The organism is Streptomyces sp. NPDC014882 (genome assembly GCF_043081325.1).
Taxonomy (GTDB): domain Bacteria; phylum Actinomycetota; class Actinomycetes; order Streptomycetales; family Streptomycetaceae; genus Streptomyces.
Genome location: NZ_JBIBWL010000008.1, coordinates 193520 through 216684 on the forward strand (window position 1 = coordinate 193520; position 23165 = coordinate 216684).

A 23165-nucleotide genomic window follows, 5' to 3' on the forward strand; every position below is an offset into this window, starting at 1 on the left:
GGCGGACGGCGTCCACCGGGAGACCGGCGCCGGCGGCGGCCGGTTCCGTACCCTGGTGCGCATGCGCACGCGCCCCACCCTCAGCTGGACGCCCACCGAGGACCTGCCGCCCGGCACCACGGACCCGGAGCCGGTCGTCGAGGCGCTGGACGCCGGCGGTGTGCTGGTCCTCAGCGGGGCGGGCATCTCCACGGAGTCGGGCATCCCCGACTACCGGGGCGCGGGCGGAATCCTGAACCGGCACACCCCGATGACCTACCAGGAGTTCACCGCCGACGCCCGGGCGCGGCGCCGGTACTGGGCGCGCAGCCACCTCGGCTGGCGCACCTTCGGCCGTGCCCGCCCGAACGCCGGGCACCGGGCCGTGGCCGCGTTCGGCCGGCACGGACTGCTCTCGGGTGTGATCACCCAGAACGTCGACGGCCTGCACCAGGCCGCCGGCAGCGGGGACGTCGTGGAACTGCACGGGAGTCTGGCGCGGGTCGTCTGCCTGTCCTGCGGTGCCCTCAGCGCGCGCCGGGAACTCGCCCGGCGGCTGACGGAGGCCAACGCGGGCTTCGCGCCGGTGGCCGCGGGAGTCAACCCGGACGGCGACGCCGACCTCACCGACGAGCAGGTCGGCGACTTCCGCGCGCTGCCCTGCGCGGACTGCGGCGGCATCCTCAAACCGGACGTGGTGTTCTTCGGTGAATCCGTGCCGCCGCGACGGGTGGAGGAGTGCCGTGAACTGGTCCGCGGAGCGAGGTCACTGCTGGTCCTGGGCTCCTCGCTGACGGTCATGTCCGGGCTGCGCTTCGTCCGCCAGGCGGCCGAGGCGGGGAAACCCGTCCACATCGTCAACCTCGACCCGACCCGGGGCGACCGGCACGCGGCGGCCCGGGTGGCGCTCCCGCTGGGAACGGCCCTCACCACCGTGACCGGCCGCCTGGGCATCCCCGTGGAGGACTAGGGTCTGTCCGGCGGACCGTGCGGGGGACGCGGAGTCCGGTCCGGGAAGTTCCTGCGGGTGCGGGGTGCGAGACACCCCTGGGAGACGCCGTACCGGCGTGCGACACTTCCTGCCATGTTCGGCGTCAACGACCTCCCCACCTATCTGGCAGGGCTCGCCCTGATCATCCTGCTGCCCGGCCCCAACTCGCTGTACGTCCTCTCCGTGGCCGCCCGGCGCGGGGTGCGGGCCGGTTACACCGCCGCGGCCGGCGTGTGGTGCGGCGACGCCGTGCTGATGACGCTCTCCGCCGCCGGCGTCGCCTCCCTGCTCCAGGGCAACGCCGTGCTCTTCGGCATCGTGAAGTACGCGGGCGCCGGCTACCTGACCTGGCTGGCCGTCGGAATGCTCCGGGCCGCGTGGGGGATGTGGCGCGGCCGGCGGGAGGAGGCCGCGGCCGGCCCCCGGACCACCGCCGTCGCCGACGAGCGTCCCTTCCGGCGGGCCCTGGTCATCAGCCTCTTCAACCCCAAGGCCATCCTGTTCTTCGTCGCGTTCTTCGTGCAGTTCGTCGACCCGGGCTACGCCTACCCGGCGCTGTCGTTCGTCGTGCTCGGCGTGCTCGCGCAGCTGGCCAGCGTCCTGTACCTGAGCGCGCTGATCTTCAGCGGGACGCGCCTGGCGGCGGCGTTCCGGCGGCGCAGGCGGCTGGCGGCGGGCGCCACGTCGGCCGCGGGGGCGCTGTTCCTCGGGTTCGCCGCCAAACTGTCGCTGGCCGGCGGCTGAGCCGGGGCGCGTCGTGGCCACGGCCGCGTGGTCACGACGCCGGTTCCGCGGGCGCCGTCGTCCGGCCGTCGCCGGCCGGACCGGCCAGGGCCCGGGCGGCCCGGTCGCGGTGTGCGCGGAAACGGCGCAGGTACGACCGTGCCATGGGGCCCGGCGGGACCCCGCGGGCGAAGGCCCGCATGTTGCGTTCGCCCGTGTTGTAGCCCAGGGCGAGGAGTTCGTCGCGGGTGTAACGGCGCACGTGCCGCTCCGGAAGGGCGTGGTCGAGGTCCTTCAGGTGCAGGGCCGCCGCCCGGACGGCGAACGCGGGATCGTCGCGGAGGTCCCGCCAGCGCTCGGACAGGCCGTGCGTCCGCCGCACCCGTTCGAACGTCGCGCGGTGCATGTTGGCCAGGCCGAAGGACGCCCCCGGCTTCCACCACTGCCACAGCCGTTCCAGCAGCGGATGGTGCGGTTTGTACGCCTCGTTGTGCAGGACGGTCATGACCAGGAGGGGCGACACGCCGGCTTCCGCGGCGCAGCGCACCACCTGCGGGGCGTAGTCGGCCGGATCGTACGCCCCGGGCCGCAACGGCGGCTTCCGCACGCCGCCGGGGCCCGCCGACCCGCCCTCTCGCCCGGACACCGTCGCCCGCTCCGCCATGCTCGGCCCCGCCTCTCCCCTGCCGCCCGCCCCACCCGTACGGCAGGACGGTTTCCGTGAGGTGCGCGTGCCCCGGCGCCCCGGCCTCAATCCGGCCCGGGGCCACTGGAGTGCCGCGCCGCCGACAGGGCATCCGGTTGTTCGGGCCGTAGCGGCGGCCCTCTACGTTCGCCTTCACGGTCCAGTGGGAGATTCGGCGTGATACTCGACGACATACCGGCGCCTCGTGCTCATGACGCCGCACCCGACCCGCAGGCGCGCAAGCAGCGCCTGCGCCGTCGCCTGGAGCGGCTGATCGGCGTGGCCGCCACCGAAGGCAACGCCCTGGTGCCCCTGCGCAACGGCGACGAGATCTTCCCCGCGATGCTCGGGGCGATCCGTTCGGCCGAGCACACCATCGACATGATGACCTTCGTGTACTGGCGCGGCCAGATCGCCCACGACTTCGCCGCCGCCCTGGCCGACCGCGCCCGTGAGGGGGTGCGGGTGCGACTGCTGCTCGACGGCTTCGGCGCCAAGGAGATCGAGGGCCGGCTGCTGAACCTGATGAGCGAGGCGGGCGTCCAGGTGGCCTGGTTCCGCAAGCCCGCGTGGCTGTCACCGTTCAAGCAGAACCACCGTTGCCACCGCAAGGCCCTCATCGTCGACGAGCACACCGCCTTCACCGGCGGCGTCGGCATCGCGGAGGAGTGGAGCGGTGACGCCCGCCATCCCGGCGAGTGGCGGGACACCCACGTCCAGGTGCGCGGTCCGGCCGTGGACGGCATCGCGGCCGCGTTCGCGCAGAACTGGGCCGAGTGCCACGACGAACTCTTCGACGACCGCGACCGCTTCACGGCACACCCGCAGGCCGGCTCGTCGGTGGTGCAGGTGGTGCGCGGCTCCGCGAGCATCGGCTGGCAGGACATGCAGACCCTCATCCGGGTCATGCTCACCTCCGCCGAGGAACGCTTCCGGCTGGCCACCGCCTACTTCGCCCCGGACACCTACTTCATCGACCTGCTGTGCGAGACCGCGCGGCGCGGCGTGCACGTCGAGATCCTGCTCCCCGGGCCGCACACCGACCAGCGAGCCTGCCAGCTCGCGGGTCAGCACCACTACACGCGGCTGCTGGAGGCCGGCGTGCACGTCCGCCAGTACCAGCCGACCATGATGCACGCCAAGATCATCACCGTGGACTCGGTGGCCTCCCTCATCGGGTCCACGAACTTCAACCGCCGCTCCATGGACCACGACGAGGAGGTGATGCTCGCCGTCCTGGACGAGGAGTTCACCGCCGCGCTCGACCGCGACTACGACGCGGACCTGCGCGACAGCGTGGAGGTGGACCTCCGCCGGTGGAGACGGCGGGCCGTGCTGCAACGCGTCAAGGAATCCGCGGTCCTGCCGATCCGGCGCTTCCTGTGAGCGTCCCTGGAGAGTGCCCCCGCAGCCGGAGAGCGCGGGGGCACTCTCCCCTTCACGGGGGTGCCGGGTGAACCGGGAGGGGATGAGGGGCGGCGCCGAAGCACGGCGGCAGGCGGCAGGCGGCAGGCGGCAGGCGGCAGGCGGCAGGCGGCAGGAACAGCGGAAACGGGACCCGGATGCCGGGTCCCGTTTCGACTGCTGTGCCCGTGGCCGGGCTTGTGGGGTGGTTCGGGTGGTTCAGCCGGTGGTGAGCATGCCTTCGCGCAGGCGGGTCAGGAGGCGGGAGATCAGGCGGGAGACGTGCATCTGGGAGACGCCGAGGCGTTCGCCTATCTGGGCCTGGGTGAGTTCCTCCACGAACCGCCAGTGGATGATCCGCCGGTCGCGCTCGTCGAGCGCGGCCACCATCGGCGCCAGCGCGTGGAAGTCCTCGACCAGACCGAGCGCGGCGTCCTCGTTGCCGATGAAGTCCGCCAGCGCCGCCTCACCGTCCTCGCTGCCGCTGATCGCCGCGTCCAGCGACGCCGAGGTGTACCCGTTGGACGCCAGCCGCGCCTCGACCACCTCGTCCTCCGGCAGGCACATCAGCTCCGACAGCTCCCTGGTCGTCGGCGTGCGCCCCAGCCGGCTGCGCAGCTCCTCGTTGGCCCGCGCCAGCTGCACCCGCGCCTCCTGCAGCCGCCGCGGCACGTGCACCGCCCAGGAGGTGTCCCGGAAGAACCGCTTGATCTCCCCCACGATGTAGGGCACCGCGAAGGAGGTGAACTCCACCTCGCGCGACAGCTCGAACCGGTCGATCGCCTTGATCAGCCCGATCATGCCGACCTGGACGATGTCCTCCATCTCCTCCGGCCCACGACTGCGGAACCGGCCCGCCGCATAGCGCACCAGCGACATGTTCATCTCGATCAGCGTGTTGCGCGCGTACTGGTACTCCGGCGTGCCCTCCTCCAGCACCGCCAGCCGCCCGAAGAACACCTTCGACAGCTCCCGCGCGTCCCGCGGCGCGACCTTGGAGGGATCGGCGATCTCCGGAACGTCCACCGTCCCAGCGGCCTGCACGGTCGTCGTCATCATGTGCCCCTCCCAGTCCATCCACCGCCGGATCCCCGGCCGTCGTCGCCGGCCCGTCGTGCCCGCAAAACCCCGCCTACCCCCGACCCCCACCACCATTCCTCCGAATTTCCACGGACCGCGACCGGGACGCCCGGACCGGACGCGACGGACCGGCCGGGCGCGACGGACCGGCCGGGCCGCTGCGCGTCGGGCGCCCGGCGGTTAGGGTCGTGGCCGGTCATGGTCGTCGAGGAGGGGGATCTCAGGATGAACGGAACGGTCACGGCGGTCAGCAGCAACGGCGCGTACGCGTTCACCAAGCCGAACAGGGACAGCATCACCCTGCTCGCCGGGCTCGGCGTGGAGGGTGACGTGCACGCCGGCGTGACCGTCAGGCACCGGTCGCGGGTCGCGCAGGACCCCACGCAGCCGAACCTGCGCCAGGTCCACCTCCTCCACGAGGAGCTCTTCGCCGAGGTCGGTGCGGCCGGTTTCACGGTGACGCCCGGTGACCTCGGCGAGAACATCACCACCCGCGGCCTCGATCTGCTCGGTCTGCCGGTGGGCACGCTGCTGCGCATCGGCGAGGCGGTGCTGGAGGTGACCGGCCTGCGCAATCCCTGCCGGCAGATCGACGGTTTCGAGGAGGGGCTGCTCAAGCAGGTCGTCGGCCGCGACGAGACCGGGGCCGTCGTGCGCAGGGCCGGCATCATGAGCGTCGTGAGGGAGGGCGGCGTGGTGCGGCCGGGCGACGTGATCACGGCGGAACTTCCCACCGGACCGCACCGGCCCCTGGACCGGGTCTGACCGGGCGCCTCCACGACATCCACGACATCCGCGGCATCCGCGGCCCCTGTCCGGCCGGACGCGTGGGAGCGGTGGGAGCGGCGGATGCGCGGGGGCGGCGGGCGAGTGGCGGACCGATCGCCGCCCGGTTCGTCCCGATAAGATCGAATTCATGATCAGACCAGTACGGTCCCGGCGCCGCCACCGTGCTCCCCGCGGCGGGCAGCGGCAGGCCGTACTGCTGTCACCGGTCCTCGTCACCGTCCTCATCACCGCCCTGGCCTTCTCCACCCCCCGGGAGATCGCCTTCAGCCGTCTCCTGCCCGCGGCGCCGGCCCTCGCGGCCGCGGTGTGGCCGGTCCTCCCGACGGTCCTGCTGGGGGCGGCATGCCTTCTGATCATGATCGGTCTCAGCTTCGTCCACTCCGATCTGGGGACGCCGTACACGGTCGCCGCGATCGCCGCCGTCACCCTCGCCGCCGCCTACGCGAGCCATCTGCGGCTCCAGCGGGAGGAGGCGCTCTTCCAGGTCCGGCTCGTCGCCGACGCGGCGCAGAAGGTGCTGCTGCGCCCGCTGCCGCGCCTCCTCCACGACATCGAGATCGAGTCGCTGTACCGGGCGGCCCAGGAGCAGGCCCGGATCGGGGGCGACTTCTACGAGGTCGCCGACACCCCGTACGGGGTCCGCCTGCTCATCGGCGACGTGCGGGGCAAGGGCCTGTCGGCGGTGGGGGCGGCCGCGGCGGTGATCAACTGCTTCCGGGAGAACGCGCACGACCAGCCCGACCTGAGGAGCCTCGCCCGCCGCATGCAGCTCACCATGACCCGCTACAGCGCCGCGTTCCCCGTCGACGACGAGCCGGAGCACTTCGCCACCGCCCTGATGGCCGAGATCCCCGGCGGCGGCGGGCAGGTCAGGATCCTCAACTGCGGGCATCCGCCGCCGGTGTTCGTACGCGGCGAGCGGGTCGACGTCCTCGAGCCCACCCTTCCCTCCACGCCCCTCAACCTCTCGGCGCTCCTCGGGGACCACTATCACGTCGACACCGTGCCCTTCTCCCCCGGCGACCGGATGCTGCTCTACACCGACGGCGTCACGGAAACCCGTGACCGCGCGGGCGTGTTCTTCCCGCTGCCGGACTGGGTGCGCCGGCACGAGGCGGCCCGGCCCCGCGAGCTGCTGGACGAACTGCACGCGGACCTGCTCCGCCACGGCGGCGGACTCGACGACGACGTCGCGGCCCTCGCCGTCCGCCGCCGCCCGCACGCCCCGACCGCCGCACGCTGACGCTCGGAGCCGGCTCCGCCCACGCGGCCGACTCGGCGTACGTCATGACCTGCTTCACCGAGTCGACCACCCTGGGCGAGGGCACCGACTGCGGCCTCCATCCCGCCGTCGGCACGGACGCCCTGAACTGGACACCGCTCGACCAGAACAACCCGGTGGCCACGCCCACCGAGGGCGCGCTCGGTCTGCGCGACCCGTTCGTCCTGCGCAAGCAGGACGCCACCTTCCACCGCACGGCGGGGCCGGCGGACGCGGGTTGGACGTCCTTCCGGTCGCACGACCACCCGACCCGCTACCTCCGCCACGCGAACCACGTGCTGCGCATCGGCGTGCCCGCCACGGCCACGGACCGGCAGGACGCGACCTTCCGGGTCGGTCACCGAGCCGCGGGGCACCCGCGAACGCCCGCCCCCGGCCGGTGCCGGGGACGGGCGTGTCGAGCACGGTCCGCTTCACGGGCGGCCGTCGACGGCCGGGGCCGTGGGCGCGCGACGCGTCAGGACGCGACGAAGCGGGCGATCTGGCCGAGCACGACCGTGTCCGCGAGGAACCCGATGTGGGTCTGGCAGAGCACGTTGTTGTTGGTCGCGCCGTCCAGCCGGGTGCTGGTGTACGGCAGGATGATGCCGTCGCACGCCGAGTACCACGTGGCGTACCGGGTGGCGCCGGGCGTCTCGTCGCCCGAGCTGATCTGGGAGATGAACGAGGAGCCCGGGTACATCTGCTGGCACGTCGTGTAGATCAGGCAGGCGCCGGCGAACGTGGTGCCGTGGTTGGCGCCGGCGATCGAGGCGAGGTGGCTGACGCTGGTGTTGCCGCCCAGCACCTTCAGGTAGTACTGGCTGACCAGGCCGCCCATCGAGTGGTTGACGATCGCGACCTTGCTCGCTCCGGTTCGCGCCTTCACGTTGTTCACGAAGGTGGCGAGGCCCTGGGCGTTGGTGATGTTGTTGCCGTAGGAGTTGTACTCGTAGGCGAAGAGGTCGGAGCTGTCCCAGCCGTTGAGCCGGAAGACGCTCATGGCGGCGACCCAGTTGGACGCGTCGCCGGTGTAGCCGTGCACGAAGACGACGGGCGTGCCGGTCGAGAGCGTTCCGGCGGCCGCGTCCGACGAGCGCGCCGTGGTGACGGTGCGGGTCGCTGCGGTCGCGGAGTCGGCCGCGCCGGCCGTCGACGCCGAGGAGAACAGGGTGAGGGCGGCCGTGGCGGCGGCGAGGACGCCGAGAAGCCGGCGTGGGGAACGAGGACGCATGGGGATCTCCTGACACGGGCGTGGGGGGCGGGTGCCTGACCCGACCAGAGTCGTGGGGCGGGGCGCGGGCGCCATCGGCTGAATCACCAGTGGTCCGGTGAGCGCCGTCGGGGTCGCCGACCGGCTCCCGGCCGTCGTCTCCCCCACCGCCGGAGGGCCGCGGGGCGTGGGTACGGCCGCGGGGCGTGGGTATCGTGACGCGCGTCCCGGCCGCACGGCCGTCCCGCCGCCGACGTCAGGATCCACGTGACCGAGACCCGCGCACCCGCACCGCCCCGCCCCCTGCTGCTGGCCGACGGCCGGGACGCCGCGTCGGCCTGGACCCTCGATCCCGGGATGCGGCACCTCAACCACGGCTCGTTCGGGGCGGTCCCCCGCGTGGCGCAGGAGCGGCAGAGCGCGCTGCGGGACGAGATGGAGCGGGCCCCGGTCGTCTGGTTCCCGCGGCTGCCCGGCCGGATCGCCGCCGCCCGGACGGCGCTCGCCGGCCACCTGCGGGTGTCGGCGCGGGACCTGGCGATCGTGCCCAACGCGAGCGCCGGCGCGAGCGTCGTGTACGCCGCCCTCACCGCGCGGCCCGGCGGCGACGTCGTGGTCACCGACCACGGTTACGGCGCCGTCACCATGGGCGCCGCGCGGCTCGCCCGGCGCTGGGGCGGACGGGTGCGCACCGCGCGCGTACCGCTCGACGCCGACGCCCGGCAGGCGTGCGCGGCGGTGCTGTCGGAGGTGGACGAGCGGGTCGCGCTCATCGTCCTGGACCAGATCACCTCGGCCACGGCGCGGCTGCTGCCGGCCGGCCGGGTCGGCGAGGAGGCGGCCCGGCGCGGTGTCCCGCTGCTCGTGGACGGCGCGCACGCCCCCGGTCTCCTCGCCGCGCCCCTGGAGGGTCTGGTCTGCGACGCCTGGGTCGGCAACCTCCACAAGTGGGGGTGCGCGCCACGGGGCACCGCCGCTCTCGTGGCCCGCGGTCCGCTGCGGGAGGAACTGCGTCCGCTGATCGACTCCTGGGGCGCCGCCGAACCCTTCCCGGACCGTTTCGACCAGCAGGGCACGCTCGACGCGACCGGCTGCCTCGCGGCTCCGGCGGCACTGGACTTCGTCGACGGCACCTGGGGCTGGGACGCCGCCCGCGCGTACATGGACGAACTGGCGGAGTACGGAGCCCGGGTGGTGGCGGACGCGTTCGGGGCGTCGGGCGGCCCGGCGGGACCGGTCGACGTCGGGATGCCCGTGCCGGGGATGCGCCTGGTGCGGTTGCCGGAGGGGCTGGGGACCAGCCGGACCGAGGCCGACGCCCTGCGCGACCGGGCGGCCGTGGAGCTGGGTGTCGAGGCCGCCTTCACCAGTTTCGGGGGAACCGGTTACCTGCGCCTGTCCGCCCACGTCTACAACACGCCCGGCGACTACGAGTACTTCGCCGACGCGTGTGTGCCCCTCGTCGAGAAGTGGGCGCGGGAGGCCCGCGGCCGGCGCTGACTCCCGTCGCCGCGGACGGCAGGGATCGCGCCGGCGGCAGGGCGGGGGCAGGTCGGGGGCGGCCGCGTCGCCCGCTCGGGGTCTGCCCGGTCCGCTCCGGCGTGCCGGCGTCCTCGGCCGGCTACCGCGGTCCGCCGTCGTCGGCCGCGCGCCGGGCGGCTTCCCGCGGCTCCGCGTCGCGGGCGTCCGGGGGCGCGGCCGCGGCGGCGCGTTCCGCCCGGACGACGTCGTCGGAGTCCGGGGAGTACACGGCGTCCGCGGCGGCGGTGGCGAGCAGCCGGCCGATGCGCTCCCACTCCGCCAGCTCCGCCCGGCCGCGCTCGTCGTCGGCCGGCGGCTCGTGCCCGGCGTCCCGGCGCGCGAGGAACCGGGCGTCCTCGAGGGCCTGCGCGACGTCCACCGCGGTCATCCCCTCCGCGCGCCGGCGTACCGAGCGCCGGCCGATGCGGGTCTGGTCGGCCATCTCGCGGAACGCGGCCGCGCGGGCGGCGAGGGAGCGGCGGGGAGCGGTCATCGGGGCCTCGTCTTCGTGGAGTGGGGGGAGAGAGCGGCCACCGGCGGACCGCGGTGCGACGGTCCGCCGGACACCGCTGCGGTGGATCCGTATTGTCGCGCGGCCGGATCCGGAACTCCACCGGCCGGACGAACGGGCCGGTGACGCCCCGTCCTTCCCCTTCCGGCGGGGGGGGGGGGGGGGGGGCGCCCCCCCCCCCCCCCGGGCCGGCCCGGGGGGGGGGGGCGGGGGGGGGGGGGGGGGGTTGCGGGGGGGGGGGGGGGGGGCCGGGGGGCGCCGGGGGGGGGGGGGGGGGGGGGGGGGGGGGGGGGGGCCGGGGGGGGGGGGGGGGGGGGGGGCCCCCGCCCGGGGGGCCCGGGGGGGGGGGGGGGGGGGCGGGGGCCCCCCGCCCCCCCCCCCCCACCGCTCCGAGAGCCGGCCTTCCGTCAGTTCAGGTGCTGGATGCGGACGTTGCGGAAGCGGACCTTGTTGCCGTGGTCCTGCAACCGGATCGCCCCCGCCGCGGCGGTCTCCGGCCGGCCCGAGGCGGTGGGGCCGTCGAGGGTGATGTCGTCGTGGACCTTCGTGCCGTTCCACACGACCGTCACCCGCGCGTCGGCGGTCTTGCGGCCCTCGGCGTCGTAGCGGGCGGCACGGAAGACGACGTCGTACGTCTGCCAGGTCTGCGGTGCGGTCGCCGCGTTGGCGTCGGGCGGCTTCCTCAGGTAGATCGCCCCGGCCTCGTCGGTGCCCGGGGAGGTGTCGCCGAAGGAGTCGAGGATCTGCAGTTCGTAGCGGTCCTGGAGGAAGACGCCGCTGTTGCCGCGGTCCTGGCCGGTCACGTCCGGGGGCAGGAGCGGGACGCGGAACTCCAGGTGCAGGGCGAAGTCCTGGTAGGCGTCCTTGGTGCGGAGGTCGCCGCAGCACACCTCCATCGACGCCTCCTCGGCGAGCGGCCAGGCGGTCGGCCGCCCGTCCGTGTGCTGCCACCGGTCCTGCGAGGCGGCGGTGCCGTCGAAGAGGGTGACGGCGGCGCCCTGGGGGTGCACGGTGACGAGGTCGAGGTTGACGTGTCCGGTGTCGCCGGGATCGTACCGGTAGGAGACGGTGTTGGGTCCGGCTCTCAGGGTCAGGCGTTCGGTGCGGGTGGACCAGGTGTCCCAGTCGCCGGTGGAGGGGAGCGGCGTCTGCCGCACCTTCTTCCCGTTGACGTACAGCGAGAGGGACTTGGTGCCCTGGAACGGGTTCGGGCCGTTGGAGTAGCGCAGGTTCACGTCGTGGACGCCGGCCTCGGGGACCGTGACGTCGAAGGTCGTGGCCCCCTCGCCCTCGGTGGCGTAGCGGTCGACGAAGCCGCTGCCGGAGTAGCCGGCGTGGTCGGTGTTGATGCCCGCCCTGCCGGTGAGCCGGGCCTCCTCGGCCTCGTAGAGGGTGGCGGGCGGCGGCTGCTCGCCGGGCATCGCGTTGAGCGTGTACCAGGCCTCGGTGCTCCACAGCGTCTCGCCGGAGGCGGAGGCGAAGGGGCGCGGGGAGCGCACGTGCACCACGTGGCCGGGCTTGAGGCCGTCCAGCAGCAGCCGGACGGTGCGGCCGTCGCGCGAGAGCGTCGCCGAGCGTACGGGGAGCCGCCGTTCGGCGATCTTCGGTCCGCCGTAGTCGGCGGTCGGCGTGTAGCGCCACTGTTCGGCCCGGTAGTGGCCGGCGAGGTTCTCGGCGGTCCCGGCGGACAGCGGCTGGGTGTACGTCAGGTCGAAGCCGCCCGGTACGGCCCGCATGGTGCGGATGTCGAAGGTGTTGCCGCCGTTGGGGGTGAGTTTCTGCAGGCCGAACCTGAGCTTGCCCTCCTGGCCCCAGTTGCCGTCGGCGCCCAGGCCGCCGGCGTAGACCGCCCCGTCGGGGCCCGTGGTGATGCGGTTGACGCCGGCCTCCAGGCCCTGCGTGTAGCGGAAGACGGCGCCCTGGTAGGCGCCCTTGACCTTCTCCAGGTAGGCGCGCTGGAGGCCTCCGTAGGTGACGTCGCCGATGAGCATCTGCCCGGCGAACGGGCCCTTCGTCAGGTGGAGAGGGGTGGAAGGGGAGTTGGCGATCTCGTTCTGCGGCAGCCACAGCACCGGCCGGGTGACGGGAGAGTCCTCGAAGGGGCCGGGGGGCTCGGTGTGGTGGTTGAAGAAGCGGTCCTGCCCGATCTGGACCAGCTTCGACGAGGGCAGCCATCCGCCCTGGTTGTCGGTGGCGAACAGACCGCCTTCCGGGCCCCATCCGATCCCGTTGGGGGTGCGCAGACCGCCCGCGACGGGCCTGATCCGGCCCGTCCTGGCGTTCACCTCGTACGTGGTTCCGCGGCCGGGCGCCGGCTGCGGTGTGGTGGTCGCGCCGCCGAGGTCGATGGCGACGGAGAGGTTCACGTAGAAGTGGCCGTCGCGGTACGGCAGGCCGAACGCGAACTCGTGGAAGTTGCCCCCGTACGGCCAGGTGGCGACCGTGCGGTACTCGTCGGTCACCTCGTCGCCGTCCAGGTCGACCAGCCGGGTCAGTTCGTGCTTCTGCGAGACGTACAGCGCGCCTTCGGCGTACTTGACGCCCATGGGCTCGCGCAGCCCGCTCGCCGCCTTCTTCACGGTGACCTTGTCGCGGCTGGTCGCGCCGGTGACGTGGTCGAGCAGGTACACCTCTCCGGCGGCGTTGCCGCTGCCGCCCCACGTGCTGAGGGCGAGGCGCCCGTCGGGCAGCCAGTCCATGCCGCTGACCTGCGGTTCGAAGCCCTCGGGGCGCAGGTCGGTGAGCGTGAGGTCCGGCCGTACGGAGGTGAGCGGCAGGCCGTCGCCCGGGGAGTCGCCGCTCGCCTCGCACTCCTTGCGTCCCGGTGCCGTCACGCGGACGACACCGGCGTCGGTGCTCAGTGCCTCGGGCGGGACGACGGTGAAGTCGTCGGCACCCGGCGGTTTCCAGGCGAGCCGCAGCTCCTGCCCGCCGTCACGTTCGAAGTGGTCGATCCGCAGGGGGTGCGGCCCGGCGGTGAGGTGGACGGTGCCGTCCTCGGGTTCGGCGCCGTGGAGTCCGTCGTGGTCGATGACGGTGGCGTCGTCGAGGGCCAGCCGTGAGCCGTCGTCGCTGGTGAGCCGGAAGACGTACGACCCCTCGCGCGGGGCGACCAGGTAGCCGGTGGCCTCCGTGACGAAGTGGTCGTCGAACCCTCCGAAGTCGGCGGCCGTGGACCAGTCGACCGTCGGCATGAGCTTGTCGTGGTTGGGGGTCTGGCCCGGTTTGAGGGTGCAGATCCTGTCCAGCGGGGTCTGCACGTCGTACACGCGGAGCGTGACTCCGGGCTCCTGTCGCGGGATGTCGGCGGGTGCGGCGGTGGCACTCGGGGTGCCCAGGGCGCCGCCGGCGAGGACGACCGGTGCCAGCAGCGGAATGAGGTGTCTTCGGGCCCGGGGGAACAGGCGTTGGCGCATTGGTCCTCCTGAACTGGGGACCGGACCGTGCCGGATGTCGCTCCGGTCTACCGCGGTGGGGGGTGCGGGTTCCGCAAGGACTGCGGGTTGCGCCGCAAAGCTAGGGGACTTCCGCTCACCGTGTCCATACTTTGTCATCGATGCGGTCAAAGTCCTGCGCGCCGGCGGCCCCGCGCCGGGCGGCTCGCCCGGAGGGCGGCCGGACGGGCGCGGCTCCACGGGTGTGGAGCCGCTCAACCCGCCTTGCGGGAAAGCCGGTCGGGCGTTCCCCGGGTCGGACGCCGGGCGTCCGCGTCACCCGCTCCGGTGGCGGGCCGGCTCCCGGGGGTCGTGGACGGAGAAGACCTCGACCCGGTCACCGTGGTCGCGGACCGGTTCGCGCGGCCGGGCCCGGGTTCCGAGCCGCAGGTCCCGGTGCGCCTGCGAGCCCGTCCGGACGGGGTCCAGCAGGGGGTGGGGCTCCTTCAGGGCCTCGAGCTCCCGGTGGCGGGAGGAGGTGTCGCCGCGGTGCAGGAGCCACCGGTCGCCGCACCGGGCCCTGAGCCGAGTACGTCCGGCACGGCCCGTACGCCCCGTACGCCCCGTGCGCCCCGTGCGCCCCGTACGAGGATCAGGGCCCGGCACTCCCCCGGCCTTCGGCCCGGGTTCCCGGAACACGCACCCGACGCCGCGGGGCCCGCCCTCCGGGCGGACGGCGGGAAGGCGACGACGAGGCCCGGTCAGCGGGCTCTTCCGGCGTCCGGCTCCGGGGCCGCCCGGTCCTACCGGTCGGCGTCGCGGCTGACCGACACCCGTCCTCCGGTGCTCGTCTCGGGCTTCAGCTCGACCTGCACCTGATGGGTCGTCTGACGGTCCACCGATCCCCCGAGTTCGGCTGTCACCACGCCGATGCGCACTCCGCCCCGGCCCGTTCCCGAGTGGTGGACCTGCACGGTGAACGTCAGGCTCACCTTCTCCACGGTGAAGCCCAGGGCCCGGCCCTGCGCCTCGTCGCGGGCCCGCTCCAGTTCGCCCCGGATCTGGCGGATCACCTCGGTCAACCCCACGAACCCCGGCCCGTCCGTCAACTCGCCACCCCCATCAGCTCGTTGATCCCACGTCGCCCCAGTATGCGACAGGACCGAGCGCTCGTATAGTCGTGGTATGGCGGCCGACGGGGGTGTCGATGATGGTTCGTCACTCGAGACGCCCAGCTGGGCGGTGCGCATCCGGCGGGCGGACCGGAGCATCGCGGGCGCCGGCATCCTGCTGAGCCCGGACCGGGTCCTCACCTGTGCGCACGTGGTCGAGGACCGGAGTGCGCGCTACACCGCGGAGTTCGTCGGAGCGGCGCCCGGCCGCGCCGTGCCCTCGGTGACGGCGTGGGTCGACGGGGACGCGTACGTGCCGAACACCCGCGACGCCGACGGGGATCCCAGCGGCGACGTGGCGCTGCTGCGGCTCGAGCGTCCGAGGCCCGCCGGTGAGGCGACCCTGCTGTACCGGCTCTCCGCGCCCGGCCGCGCGGTGCAGATGTACGGCTTCCCCCACGACCACAACGGCGGCATCTGGTTCCGGGCCGGCATCGTCGGCGGTTGCGGCCGCGACGGGCAGGTCCAGCTGAGCCCGAGGAGCCCCGGCGAGTTCGCCAGCCCGGGGTGCAGCGGCTCGGGCGTGATGGACACCGCGACGGGAAAGGTCATCGGGATGCTCCTCAGCGGGATCGGCGACCGGCACGGGAACCTGTTCTCCTTCATGAGCCCGGCCGAGACCATCGTGCGGCACCTGCCCCGGACCGGCCGGTGGACCCGGGGGAGGACGGCCGTCGACGACCGGCTCAGGTCCACGCGCGAGGACGCCGCGGAGGCCCTGCTCGACGAGCCGTTCGCCCAGCGCCTCGCCGACTGGCTCCAGAACGACGGACGGCAGGTGAAGATCAGCCTGGTGCCGGCCGACGACGCGGTGCGGGCCGCGACCCTGCGCCGCGCCATCACCCTGGCCGACCGGGAGCTGCGCACCGCGGCCTCCGTGAACCGGGCCTCCCTCGACCCGCCCGGCACCGTCCCGTCGGCCGGCGGTCACGACCTGGCGGTGGACGCGGCGGGGCTCACCTCGGCCCGGATCGGAGAGCGGATCGCCGAGCGCATGGGGCTCTGGCAGCATCCGGCCGACCCGGTGGCCGAGCGCATCAGGGCCGCGGACGTCACCCTCACCCTGGTCGTCGTCGGAGTCGACGAGGCCGCCGACCCGCCGGCCCTGCTGGACCTCCTCGGGACGCTGCGGGCCAAGGGCAGCCGCCTGCTGCTGGTCTTCCGCACCGCCGGCGCGACCTACCACCGGGCCCGGCACGACCTCGTCGTCACCCCGGAACGGGAACGCCGCGCACGCCTCGTCGAGCGGCTGGAGGAGATCACCGGCCCCCTGGCGCGGACCCTGAGCCGGCGCACGGCGGCCGTACGCGGCGACGGCGTCCGGCCCGCCGACACCGACCTGGTGAGGGCCCATGCCGCGCTGGCGGCGCTCCGGCGCGCGCGGGACGGCGACACCGGGCCGCACCAGGACCTGGCCCGGTACGAGCGGCTAGCCGACCGGGTGGCCGCGCGGATGACCACGGCCATCGGCACCCTCGACCGGCTCCGCGAGCGGCGGGCGGAACTGGACGGCAGGCTGCGCGGCTACCACGTCCTGCACCTGGACTCCGTGCGGGGCGAGGAGGAGGACCTGGCGCTGGACGCCCTCCGGGTCCGCGCGCACGAGCTGTTGCAGGCCAGGCCGTGCGACGTGCGGGCCGCCGAGGCCGCCGTGGAGGCCTACACCCGCCGCGTCGACCGCGGAGCCCCCCGCGGACCGGACCGCGGACAGGACCGCGGGCAGGACCGCGAGCAGGAACAGGAACAGGGACAAGGAGGTGCCTCCGCGTCATGACATCCCCACCGGCGCCGTGCCCGAGACCCGACTGCGCGGGCGGCGTCATCATGGTGACCGGGTTCTGCGACACCTGTCACCGCCGTCCGCCCGGCAGGGCCGGGACGGCTCCGGCGCGGCCCGCCGCCGCCCCCGGGGCGCCCGCGCGCCCGGCCGCCGATCCGGCCACCGATCCGGCCGCCGACGCGCTCGACAACGACGGCCTGCTGATCCTGCCGTACGTCCCCTCCCCGGACCCGTCCGAGGCGGCGCCCGCCACCGCCAGCCCGCCCACCGGGGGCCGGCGCTGCGGCGTCGACAACTGCGCCGGCACCATCGGCGTCGCCTACGCCGGCGGCCCCGCCCTCACCCACGGCTACTGCCCCCAGTGCGGGCGGGAGTACTCCTTCGAACCGCGGCTGAGGCCCGGCGACCGGGTGGGCGGCCACTACCGGGTGCTCGGCTACCTCGACGTGGGCGGCATCGGCTGGGTCCACCTGGCGGAGGACACCAGGGTGCCGGACCTGCACGTCGTCCTCAAGGGGCTGATCAACACCGGCGACGCCGTCGCCCGGCGGTCGGCCGTCGAGGAGCGCCGCTCGCTCACCACGCTCCACCACCGCGACATCGTGCGCATCGTGACGTACGTGCAGCACCAGGAGCCCGGCGAGCGGGAACCCACCGGTTACCTCGTGATGGAGTACGTCGGCGGCCGCTCGCTCGACTGGATCCGGCGCGCCCCCGAGGAGGAGCTGACCCGCCTGTTCGGCGGCTCCTTCGGGATCGGCCACGTCATCACCTACGGCTGCAAGATCCTCGGCGCCCTGGAGTACTTGCACGCCCGGGGGCTGCTGTACTGCGACATGAAGCCCGACAACGTCATCCACTACGGGCGCGACATCAAGGTCATCGACCTCGGCGCCATCCGGCGGACCGACGACCGCACCTCCAGCCTCGTCTACACGTCGGGGTACGCGCCGGCGAAGCCGGAACGCGACGCGCGGGGCTTCCACATCGACACCGACCTGTACACCGTCGGCAGGACGCTGGAGACCCTCGCCGCCCGCGCCGAGCCGGCCGCCGGGCTGGCCGCCCGCTCGTTCGACGCGCTGATCAGACGCGCCACCCACCCCGAGTGGGCGGCCCGCTTCGGCTCCGCCGCCGAGATGTCCCGCCAGCTGTGGGAGGTGCTGCGCGAGCACCGGGCGCTCAGCGGGCACGAGCCCTACCCGGAACGCTCCACCCGCTTCGCGCCGACCGCGGCGGTCTTCGGCACGGCGCTCGGCACGGTCCCCGCGCCGGCCCACTGGACCGGCGGCCCCGGTCCCGGGGTGCCGGAACTGCCGGTCGGCGCGCCGGATCCCGCGGACACCGCGCGGGCCCTGCCCGTGCCGGTCCCCGACCCGCACGACCCCGCCGCCGTGCTGCTCGGCGGTCTGGTGTCCGGCAGCCCGGAGCGCATCGCGGAACGGGCCGAACGGGACCCGGCGCTCGACACGGTGGAGACCTCGCTGTGGCTGTGCCGGGCCCATCTCGACGCCGGGGACACCGAGCGGGCGGACCACTGGCTCGACCGGGCCGGGCGGCAGAGCGGTGCCTACGACTGGCGGATCTACTGGCACCGGGGCCTGTCGTGGCTGACGAGCGGTCAGGTCCAGCGGGCGGAAGGCGAGTTCGCGGCGGTCTACGCCGCGCTGCCGGGCGAGTCGGCGCCGAAACTGGCCCTCGGCTTCTGCGCGGAGCACCTCGCGGCCGCGGAACGTCAGACCGAGGCCTACTACGAGGCCGTGTGGCGGCGGGACCGCACGCAGGGCAGCGCGGCGTTCGGGCTCGCCCGGCTCCATCTGCGCCGCGGGGACCGGGCCCGGGCCGTCGCGGTCCTCGACGAGGTGCCGACCACCTCACGGCACTACGACGCCGCGCGCGTCGCCGCGGTCCGGGTGCTCACCGGCCGGCTGGACGCCTCCGGGCCCACGGCGGAGCAGCTGGCCGACGCGGACCGGCGGCTGGCCCTGCTCGAGGAGCACCTGTCCGGCAGCGGGACGTGGGACCGGCTGCTCGCCGAGGTCCGCGGCAACGCCTTCGCCTGCCGTCCGCCCGACGGCTGGGGGCCCCGCTTCCCGGCCGGTGACCGGTTCGGTCCGGTGGACACGCCGCGGGCCCTGAGCGCGCTGCTCTCGCGCTCGCTGAAGAGGCTCGCGGACCGGGCGGGTGACGCCGCCGAGCGCGGCGACCTGCTCGACCGGGCGTACGCGGTCCTGCCGCGCGCCGCCGGCCTGCGGGAACTGCTGCACGGATGGCGGCGGACGCCGTGAGGGGGCGAGGGCGTGGGGCGGGAGCGGCGCCGGCCCCCCGCAGGTCCGGGGGCACCCCCTCCGGAAGAGGGACTTCCACGACGCGCACCGGAACCGCGGGCGGCACGCCGACGGGTCCGGACCGGGCCGACGGCCCGCCGACGAGGGCGAGGAGCACCGACACCGTGGACACAGGGGCGGCATCAGCGAACAGGGACCCGGCCGGCACGGCCGCGCCGGGCCCGGGGACGGCGGGGGGCGCCTCGGCCGCCCTCGAGATCAGCCAGTGGAAGTACCTGTCCGGCCGGGCGCGCGAGCCGCAGATGCACGCCATCGTGACCGTCCGGGCGGACGGCACCGGCGCCGGCACCGGTGGCGCCACGGGTCCCGTACTGGCGCAGGTGCTGGCCGTCGACTGCTCCAGTTCGATGGCCTATCCGCAGGAGAAGCTGCGCGCGGCCCACCAGGCCGCCGTGGCGGCGCTGCGGCTGCTCCCCGACGGCACGCCCTTCGCCGTGGTCCGGGGCACCGAGTCGGCGAGCATGGTGTACCCGACGACGGAGACGACGGTCCGGGCGGACGCCCGGCACCGTGCGGAGGCGGAGCGGGCCGTGCACCGCCTGGTCGCGGGCGGCGGCACCTGCATCGGCAGCTGGCTCGACCTGTCGCGCCGGCTGCTGACGGAGGCGGACGCGCCCATCGGACACGTCCTGCTGCTGACCGACGGCAGGAACCAGCACGACGACCTGATGCCGCTGGCGGACGTCCTGGAGGCCTGCGCGGGACGCTTCGTGTGCGACGCCTGGGGCATCGGCGACGGCTGGGACGGCCGGGAGCTGCTGCGCGTCACCGGCCGCCTGCACGGCCGGGCCTCCTCCGTGCAGGACGAGGCGGAGCTCGCGCACGAGTACGAGCGGCTGATGCACCGGCTGCTCGCCAAGAGCCTTCCCGAGCTGGTGGTCTCGGTGACCCCCATGGCCGGGGCCCGGGTGCGCTACCTCAAGCAGGTCTTCCCCACCGAGGGGGAACTCGATCCCGTCGGCACGGACGGCGACGGGACGCGGCGGTTCGTCACGCGGGCGTGGGGCGACGAGACCCGCCGCTACCAGCTGTGCCTGTCCGCCGACCCCACCGGGCGGCCCCGCGGGGAGGACCTCCAGCTCGCGGTGGTGGCCATCGACGTTCCCGGTGGTGACGGGGTGGAGCTGACGCCGCCCCGGCCCTGCCTGGTGCACTGGACCGACGACGTGGCGCTGTCCGGGCACAGCGACGTCCACGTCGAGCACTTCGAGCAGCACCGGCTGCTCGGCGAGGCCGTCGCGGCCGCCACCGACGCCCATCGCGACGGTGAGCGGGAGGCGGCACGGCACCACCTGGGCAGGGCCGTGCGGCTCGCCCACGCCATCGGCGCCGACCAGGCGCTCGCCCGGCTGGAACGGCTCGTGGAGATCGACGACCCCGCGGCGGGGCGGGTCCGGCTGCGGCCCGGCGTGGCGGCCGTCGACTTCGAGCATCTGATCACCGCCAGCAGTCACAGCACGTACGGTCCCGCGTCGGGCACCGCCGACCCGGTGGCCGCCGGCGGGCCGGGCGCGGCGATGCTGCGGTGCCCGGCCTGCGAGGGGGCGGTGCCCGCGGCGGCACGCTTCTGCCCGCTGTGCGGGCACGGGCTCCGGGGGCGGCCGTGAGCACCACCGGGCGGGACCTGACCCGCAGGCTGCGGCTGCTCCTGGTCCTCGGGGCCGTCACCACGCTCGCCCTGTTCGCCGCCTACCGGGGCGTGCACGACGACACGGTGCCGCTGGCGTCGTCGAGCGCTCCGGGGATCCTGGCCGTGGACACCGCGAAGACCGCCCTGCAACGGGCGCAGGCGGCCGTCGACGGGCGCCGGGCGGCGGGTGACACGACCGGTGAGTTCCACACGCAGATGTCGGTCGCCCTGCAGGGCATCGCCGTCGCGGCCTCGGAGGACGTCACCGGCCCGGCGGACCGGCACACCCTGCAGACCGTCACCGGGCTGATCACCGTCTACTCGGCCTGGGTGGAGCGGGCCGGCAAGGAGACGGACCCGTCGCTGCGCGAGGCCTACCTGCACTACGCCGGACAGGGCAGCGACGACATCGTCGACCGCCTCGACGAGCTGCGCGCCGCGCAGGTGCGGGTCGCCCGCGAACAGGCCTCCTTCCCCTGGCCGTTGCGGCTGGGCTGGGGGGCGGTCCTGGTGCTGTGCCTCGCCCTGTGCGCGGCCCTGGTGGAGGCGCAGCGGTTCGCGCGGCTCCGCTTCCGCAGCGCGGTGCACCCGCCCCTGCTCGCCGCCACGGTGCTGTGCGCGGGCGGGGTGACGGTCCTCGGCTGGTGCACCGTACGGGCGCACGCGGCGATGCGCGACTCCCTCGCGGAGCTGCGCACGACCCGGTCCGCGGACGAGATCCCCGAGGCGGGCGCGGACGTGGGGCGGTACCTGGCGGACGCGGGTCTGTGGGCCTCCCTGTCCGTGTGGATCCTGGTGGGAGGAGCGTTGCTGATGGCGCTGACCTGGGTGGGGCTGTGGCCGCGCGTCGCCGAGTACCGGTTCAGGGTGCCGCGATGAGACGCCCTCGGCCCCGCACGCTCGGCGTCGTCTGCGTCTGCCTGGCCCTGCTCGCGGCCGGGGTGGTCACGGGGGTGCGGTGGGCGCGCGGCTGGACGGGCTCGGTGACCGTGCTGGCCAACTGGAGCGGCGCCGAGAAGGACCAGTTCGAGCAGGCCATGCGGCGCTTCGAGGACGAGTACCGCATCGACGTCGTCTACCAGGGCAGCTCCGCGCTGAGCCAGGTGCTGGCCGCCGACCTGGCGGCCGGGACCCAGCCGGACGTGGCCGTGCTGCCCGGCCCGGGCGAGCTGATGGCCTACGCGGCCGAGGGCCGGCTGGAGCCGCTGGACGGGCTGTTCGAGGCCGGCGCCTACGACCGGGTGTGGATGCCGAAGGTGGCGGGCGAGGACGGCCGGGAACGCACCTACTGGCTGCCGGTCAAGACCGGCCTCAAGAGCATGGTCTGGCACGCGGGCGGCCTGTCGGCGGACCGGATCGCCCGGACCGCCGCCGAGCCCGGCGGCTGGTGCCTGGCCATGGGGTCCGGCGCGACCTCCGGCTGGCCGGGCACCGACTGGGTGGAGGACGTCCTGCTCCAGCAGGCCGGCCCGCGGGTCTACGAGCAGTGGGCGACGGGCCGCATCGCGTGGACGGACCCCCGGGTGCGCAGGGCCTGGCGGACGTGGGGCGACATGGTGGGCGCCGGCGACCGGGCCCGCGTCGGCCACATGCTCCAGGACGACTTCGGCCAGGACTGCCCGCGACAGCGCCTGGAGCACCAGGGGTCGTTCCGGGACACCCACTGGAAGCGGGTCGCGGGCGACTTCGTCCACTCCTCCGAGGTGATCCCCGGTGCGGGAGGCGGTTCCGGCCGGTGGGAGGTCTCCGGCGACCTCGCGGCCCTGCTGAACGCGACCGACGAGGCCCGGCAGCTCATCCGCTTCCTGGCCGACCCCGGGACCGCGCTGCCGGACTTCTCGGCCAACCGGAAGGCCGCGGCACCGGACGGTCACCGCGATCCCCTGAAGCGGAAGGTCGGCGCGATCCTGCGCGGCTCCGAGCACCGTCTGTGCTGGGACGCCTCCGACACCATGCCCCCCGCCCTGCGCGACGCCTTCCACCAGGCGGTCCTGCGTTTCCTCGTCGCGCCCGGCCTGCTGGACGCACGACTACGGGACCTGCAGGCCCTGAACGGCGGACCGCGCCCGACACTGCCGGTGTGCGGCACCGGCCCGGCGACGAACTGACGGCGCTGTGGCACGATTTCCCCTCAGCCGCACCGTTCTGGGGGGACATCATGCGCATGCGCGTCTCGGTCGTCGTCGTCGCGGGGCTCCTCGCCCTCACGGCCTGCTCGTCCGGCAAGGAGGACGGCGCGTCCGCGAGCGACTCCGGTCCGGCCGACGCCGAGCGGACCGTGGCCGTCCCCGAGGAGCACGAGGGGGACGACCTGGAGGCCGCCGCGGCCGTCTACACCTCGGCCTACTTCGCGGGCGACGCCGGCACGGCGTACGGCATGCTCTCCGCGCGCTGCCGCGAGAAGACCGGCGCGGACGCGTACGCCGCCCTCGTGAAGCGGGCCAACGCCGACCACGGGCCGGACCACCCGGCGACCGACGTGCGGGCCGAGGTGTCCGGCAAGGCCGGCCGCGTCAGCTACCGGGTCCGGGGCCTGCCCGAGTTCGACCGGCGGGCGCAGCCGTGGGCGCTGGAGGACGGCGGCTGGAAGTACGACGCCTGCTGAGCTCCTCCCGCGCCGCCTTCCCGTCGCGCGTCACCCGGCCCCGGCCCCCGTCCCCGTCGCCGGGCGACCGGGCCGGCCGGTCGGGAACCGGGCTCCCGC

At 74.7% G+C, this 23165-nt stretch carries 18 protein-coding genes and 1 pseudogene; 13 read left to right on the forward strand and 6 right to left on the reverse strand.

Annotated elements, in window-relative coordinates; translation table 11 throughout:
- Window positions 1-61 precede the first annotated feature (61 nt).
- Window positions 62-949, forward strand: coding sequence for an NAD-dependent protein deacetylase (locus tag ACF09K_RS20260; protein WP_392245337.1), 888 nt, complete (start codon window positions 62-64; stop codon window positions 947-949).
- 114 nt (window positions 950-1063) lie between these two features.
- Entirely contained in the window at window positions 1064-1714 is a 651-nt protein-coding gene (gene leuE / locus ACF09K_RS20265; RefSeq protein WP_392245338.1) for a leucine efflux protein LeuE, read from the forward strand.
- A gap of 31 nt (window positions 1715-1745) precedes the next feature.
- On the opposite strand, the gene ACF09K_RS20270 is transcribed toward leuE, so the two are convergent.
- Window positions 1746-2339: a lytic transglycosylase domain-containing protein gene (locus ACF09K_RS20270; protein ID WP_392245339.1), complete on the reverse strand. Its 594-nt coding sequence runs from the start codon at window positions 2337-2339 to the stop codon at window positions 1746-1748.
- 216 nt (window positions 2340-2555) lie between these two features.
- Between ACF09K_RS20270 and ACF09K_RS20275 the strand changes: the two genes are divergently transcribed.
- Window positions 2556-3764, forward strand: a complete 1209-nt coding sequence (locus ACF09K_RS20275) for a phosphatidylserine/phosphatidylglycerophosphate/cardiolipin synthase family protein (protein ID WP_392245340.1) — start codon at window positions 2556-2558, stop codon at window positions 3762-3764.
- Between the two features lie 237 nt (window positions 3765-4001).
- Here ACF09K_RS20275 and ACF09K_RS20280 read toward each other — a convergent pair whose 3' ends face one another.
- Window positions 4002-4841, reverse strand: coding sequence for an RNA polymerase sigma factor SigF (locus ACF09K_RS20280; RefSeq protein ID WP_392245341.1), 840 nt, complete (start codon window positions 4839-4841; stop codon window positions 4002-4004).
- Window positions 4842-5087: 246 nt separating this feature from the next.
- On the opposite strand from ACF09K_RS20280, the gene ACF09K_RS20285 reads away from it, so the two are divergent.
- The 3 genes and pseudogenes from ACF09K_RS20285 to ACF09K_RS20295 all read left to right on the forward strand — a co-directional run.
- Window positions 5088-5627, forward strand: a complete 540-nt coding sequence (locus ACF09K_RS20285; protein WP_392245342.1) for an MOSC domain-containing protein — start codon at window positions 5088-5090, stop codon at window positions 5625-5627.
- A 151-nt stretch (window positions 5628-5778) separates the two neighbouring features.
- A complete protein-coding gene (locus tag ACF09K_RS20290; RefSeq protein ID WP_392245343.1) occupies window positions 5779-6894 on the forward strand; it encodes a PP2C family protein-serine/threonine phosphatase in 1116 nt (371 codons plus the stop codon).
- 155 nt (window positions 6895-7049) lie between these two features.
- Window positions 7050-7256: pseudogene (locus tag ACF09K_RS20295) on the forward strand (AbfB domain-containing protein); the annotation flags it as partial.
- Window positions 7257-7390: 134 nt separating this feature from the next.
- On the opposite strand, the gene ACF09K_RS20300 reads toward ACF09K_RS20295, so the two are convergent.
- Entirely contained in the window at window positions 7391-8146 is a 756-nt protein-coding gene (locus tag ACF09K_RS20300) for an esterase/lipase family protein (protein ID WP_392245344.1), read from the reverse strand.
- Window positions 8147-8392: 246 nt separating this feature from the next.
- On the opposite strand from ACF09K_RS20300, the gene ACF09K_RS20305 reads away from it, so the two are divergent.
- Window positions 8393-9625 carry an aminotransferase class V-fold PLP-dependent enzyme gene (locus tag ACF09K_RS20305; RefSeq protein WP_392245346.1) on the forward strand — a complete coding sequence of 411 codons (1233 nt, stop codon included), beginning with the start codon at window positions 8393-8395 and terminating at the stop codon, window positions 9623-9625.
- A gap of 121 nt (window positions 9626-9746) precedes the next feature.
- On the opposite strand, the gene ACF09K_RS20310 is transcribed toward ACF09K_RS20305, so the two are convergent.
- The 3 genes from ACF09K_RS20310 to ACF09K_RS20320 all read right to left on the reverse strand — a co-directional run bounded on the left by ACF09K_RS20310 (window position 9747) and on the right by ACF09K_RS20320 (window position 14619).
- Window positions 9747-10139: a hypothetical protein gene (locus ACF09K_RS20310; RefSeq protein ID WP_392245347.1), complete on the reverse strand. Its 393-nt coding sequence runs from the start codon at window positions 10137-10139 to the stop codon at window positions 9747-9749.
- A 425-nt stretch (window positions 10140-10564) separates the two neighbouring features.
- Entirely contained in the window at window positions 10565-13573 is a 3009-nt protein-coding gene (locus ACF09K_RS20315) for a family 16 glycoside hydrolase (RefSeq protein ID WP_392245349.1), read from the reverse strand.
- A 761-nt stretch (window positions 13574-14334) separates the two neighbouring features.
- The gene (locus tag ACF09K_RS20320; protein WP_392245351.1) at window positions 14335-14619 is read right to left on the reverse strand and encodes a trypco2 family protein; all 285 of its coding nucleotides are present in this window, start codon (window positions 14617-14619) and stop codon (window positions 14335-14337) included.
- 97 nt (window positions 14620-14716) lie between these two features.
- Here ACF09K_RS20320 and ACF09K_RS20325 point away from each other — a divergent pair, with 97 nt between their 5' ends.
- The 6 genes from ACF09K_RS20325 to ACF09K_RS20350 all read left to right on the forward strand — a co-directional run bounded on the left by ACF09K_RS20325 (window position 14717) and on the right by ACF09K_RS20350 (window position 23066).
- The gene (locus ACF09K_RS20325) at window positions 14717-16477 is read left to right on the forward strand and encodes a trypsin-like serine peptidase (RefSeq protein ID WP_392245352.1); all 1761 of its coding nucleotides are present in this window, start codon (window positions 14717-14719) and stop codon (window positions 16475-16477) included.
- A complete protein-coding gene (locus tag ACF09K_RS20330) occupies window positions 16474-18771 on the forward strand; it encodes a tetratricopeptide repeat protein (protein ID WP_392245353.1) in 2298 nt (765 codons plus the stop codon). Before ACF09K_RS20325 ends, ACF09K_RS20330 begins: the two co-directional genes overlap by 4 nt.
- Window positions 18772-18935: 164 nt before the next feature.
- Window positions 18936-20438 carry a VWA domain-containing protein gene (locus ACF09K_RS20335; RefSeq protein WP_392245355.1) on the forward strand — a complete coding sequence of 501 codons (1503 nt, stop codon included), beginning with the start codon at window positions 18936-18938 and terminating at the stop codon, window positions 20436-20438.
- Window positions 20435-21340: a hypothetical protein gene (locus tag ACF09K_RS20340; RefSeq protein WP_392245356.1), complete on the forward strand. Its 906-nt coding sequence runs from the start codon at window positions 20435-20437 to the stop codon at window positions 21338-21340. Before ACF09K_RS20335 ends, ACF09K_RS20340 begins: the two co-directional genes overlap by 4 nt.
- Window positions 21337-22569 (forward strand): ABC transporter substrate-binding protein, encoded by a 1233-nt coding sequence (locus tag ACF09K_RS20345; RefSeq protein WP_392245358.1) that lies wholly within the window; start codon window positions 21337-21339, stop codon window positions 22567-22569. The genes ACF09K_RS20340 and ACF09K_RS20345 overlap by 4 nt, the downstream gene beginning before the upstream one ends.
- Window positions 22542-23066 carry a hypothetical protein gene (locus tag ACF09K_RS20350; RefSeq protein ID WP_392245360.1) on the forward strand — a complete coding sequence of 175 codons (525 nt, stop codon included), beginning with the start codon at window positions 22542-22544 and terminating at the stop codon, window positions 23064-23066. The genes ACF09K_RS20345 and ACF09K_RS20350 overlap by 28 nt, the downstream gene beginning before the upstream one ends.
- Window positions 23067-23165 lie beyond the last annotated feature (99 nt).

What these genes read in the sequence shown, in the direction of transcription:
- ACF09K_RS20330 (WP_392245353.1), top strand. Translation starts at nt 16,474, where the DNA reads ATGACATCCCCACCGGCGCCGTGCCCGAGACCCGACTGCGCGGGCGGC.
- ACF09K_RS20260 (WP_392245337.1), top strand. Translation starts at nt 62, where the DNA reads ATGCGCACGCGCCCCACCCTCAGCTGGACGCCCACCGAGGACCTGCCG.
- ACF09K_RS20300 (WP_392245344.1), bottom strand. Translation starts at nt 8,146, where the DNA reads ATGCGTCCTCGTTCCCCACGCCGGCTTCTCGGCGTCCTCGCCGCCGCC.
- ACF09K_RS20345 (WP_392245358.1), top strand. Translation starts at nt 21,337, where the DNA reads ATGAGACGCCCTCGGCCCCGCACGCTCGGCGTCGTCTGCGTCTGCCTG.
- ACF09K_RS20310 (WP_392245347.1), bottom strand. Translation starts at nt 10,139, where the DNA reads ATGACCGCTCCCCGCCGCTCCCTCGCCGCCCGCGCGGCCGCGTTCCGC.
- ACF09K_RS20315 (WP_392245349.1), bottom strand. Translation starts at nt 13,573, where the DNA reads ATGCGCCAACGCCTGTTCCCCCGGGCCCGAAGACACCTCATTCCGCTG.
- ACF09K_RS20325 (WP_392245352.1), top strand. Translation starts at nt 14,717, where the DNA reads ATGGCGGCCGACGGGGGTGTCGATGATGGTTCGTCACTCGAGACGCCC.
- ACF09K_RS20290 (WP_392245343.1), top strand. Translation starts at nt 5,779, where the DNA reads ATGATCAGACCAGTACGGTCCCGGCGCCGCCACCGTGCTCCCCGCGGC.
- ACF09K_RS20285 (WP_392245342.1), top strand. Translation starts at nt 5,088, where the DNA reads ATGAACGGAACGGTCACGGCGGTCAGCAGCAACGGCGCGTACGCGTTC.
- ACF09K_RS20280 (WP_392245341.1), bottom strand. Translation starts at nt 4,841, where the DNA reads ATGATGACGACGACCGTGCAGGCCGCTGGGACGGTGGACGTTCCGGAG.
- leuE (WP_392245338.1), top strand. Translation starts at nt 1,064, where the DNA reads ATGTTCGGCGTCAACGACCTCCCCACCTATCTGGCAGGGCTCGCCCTG.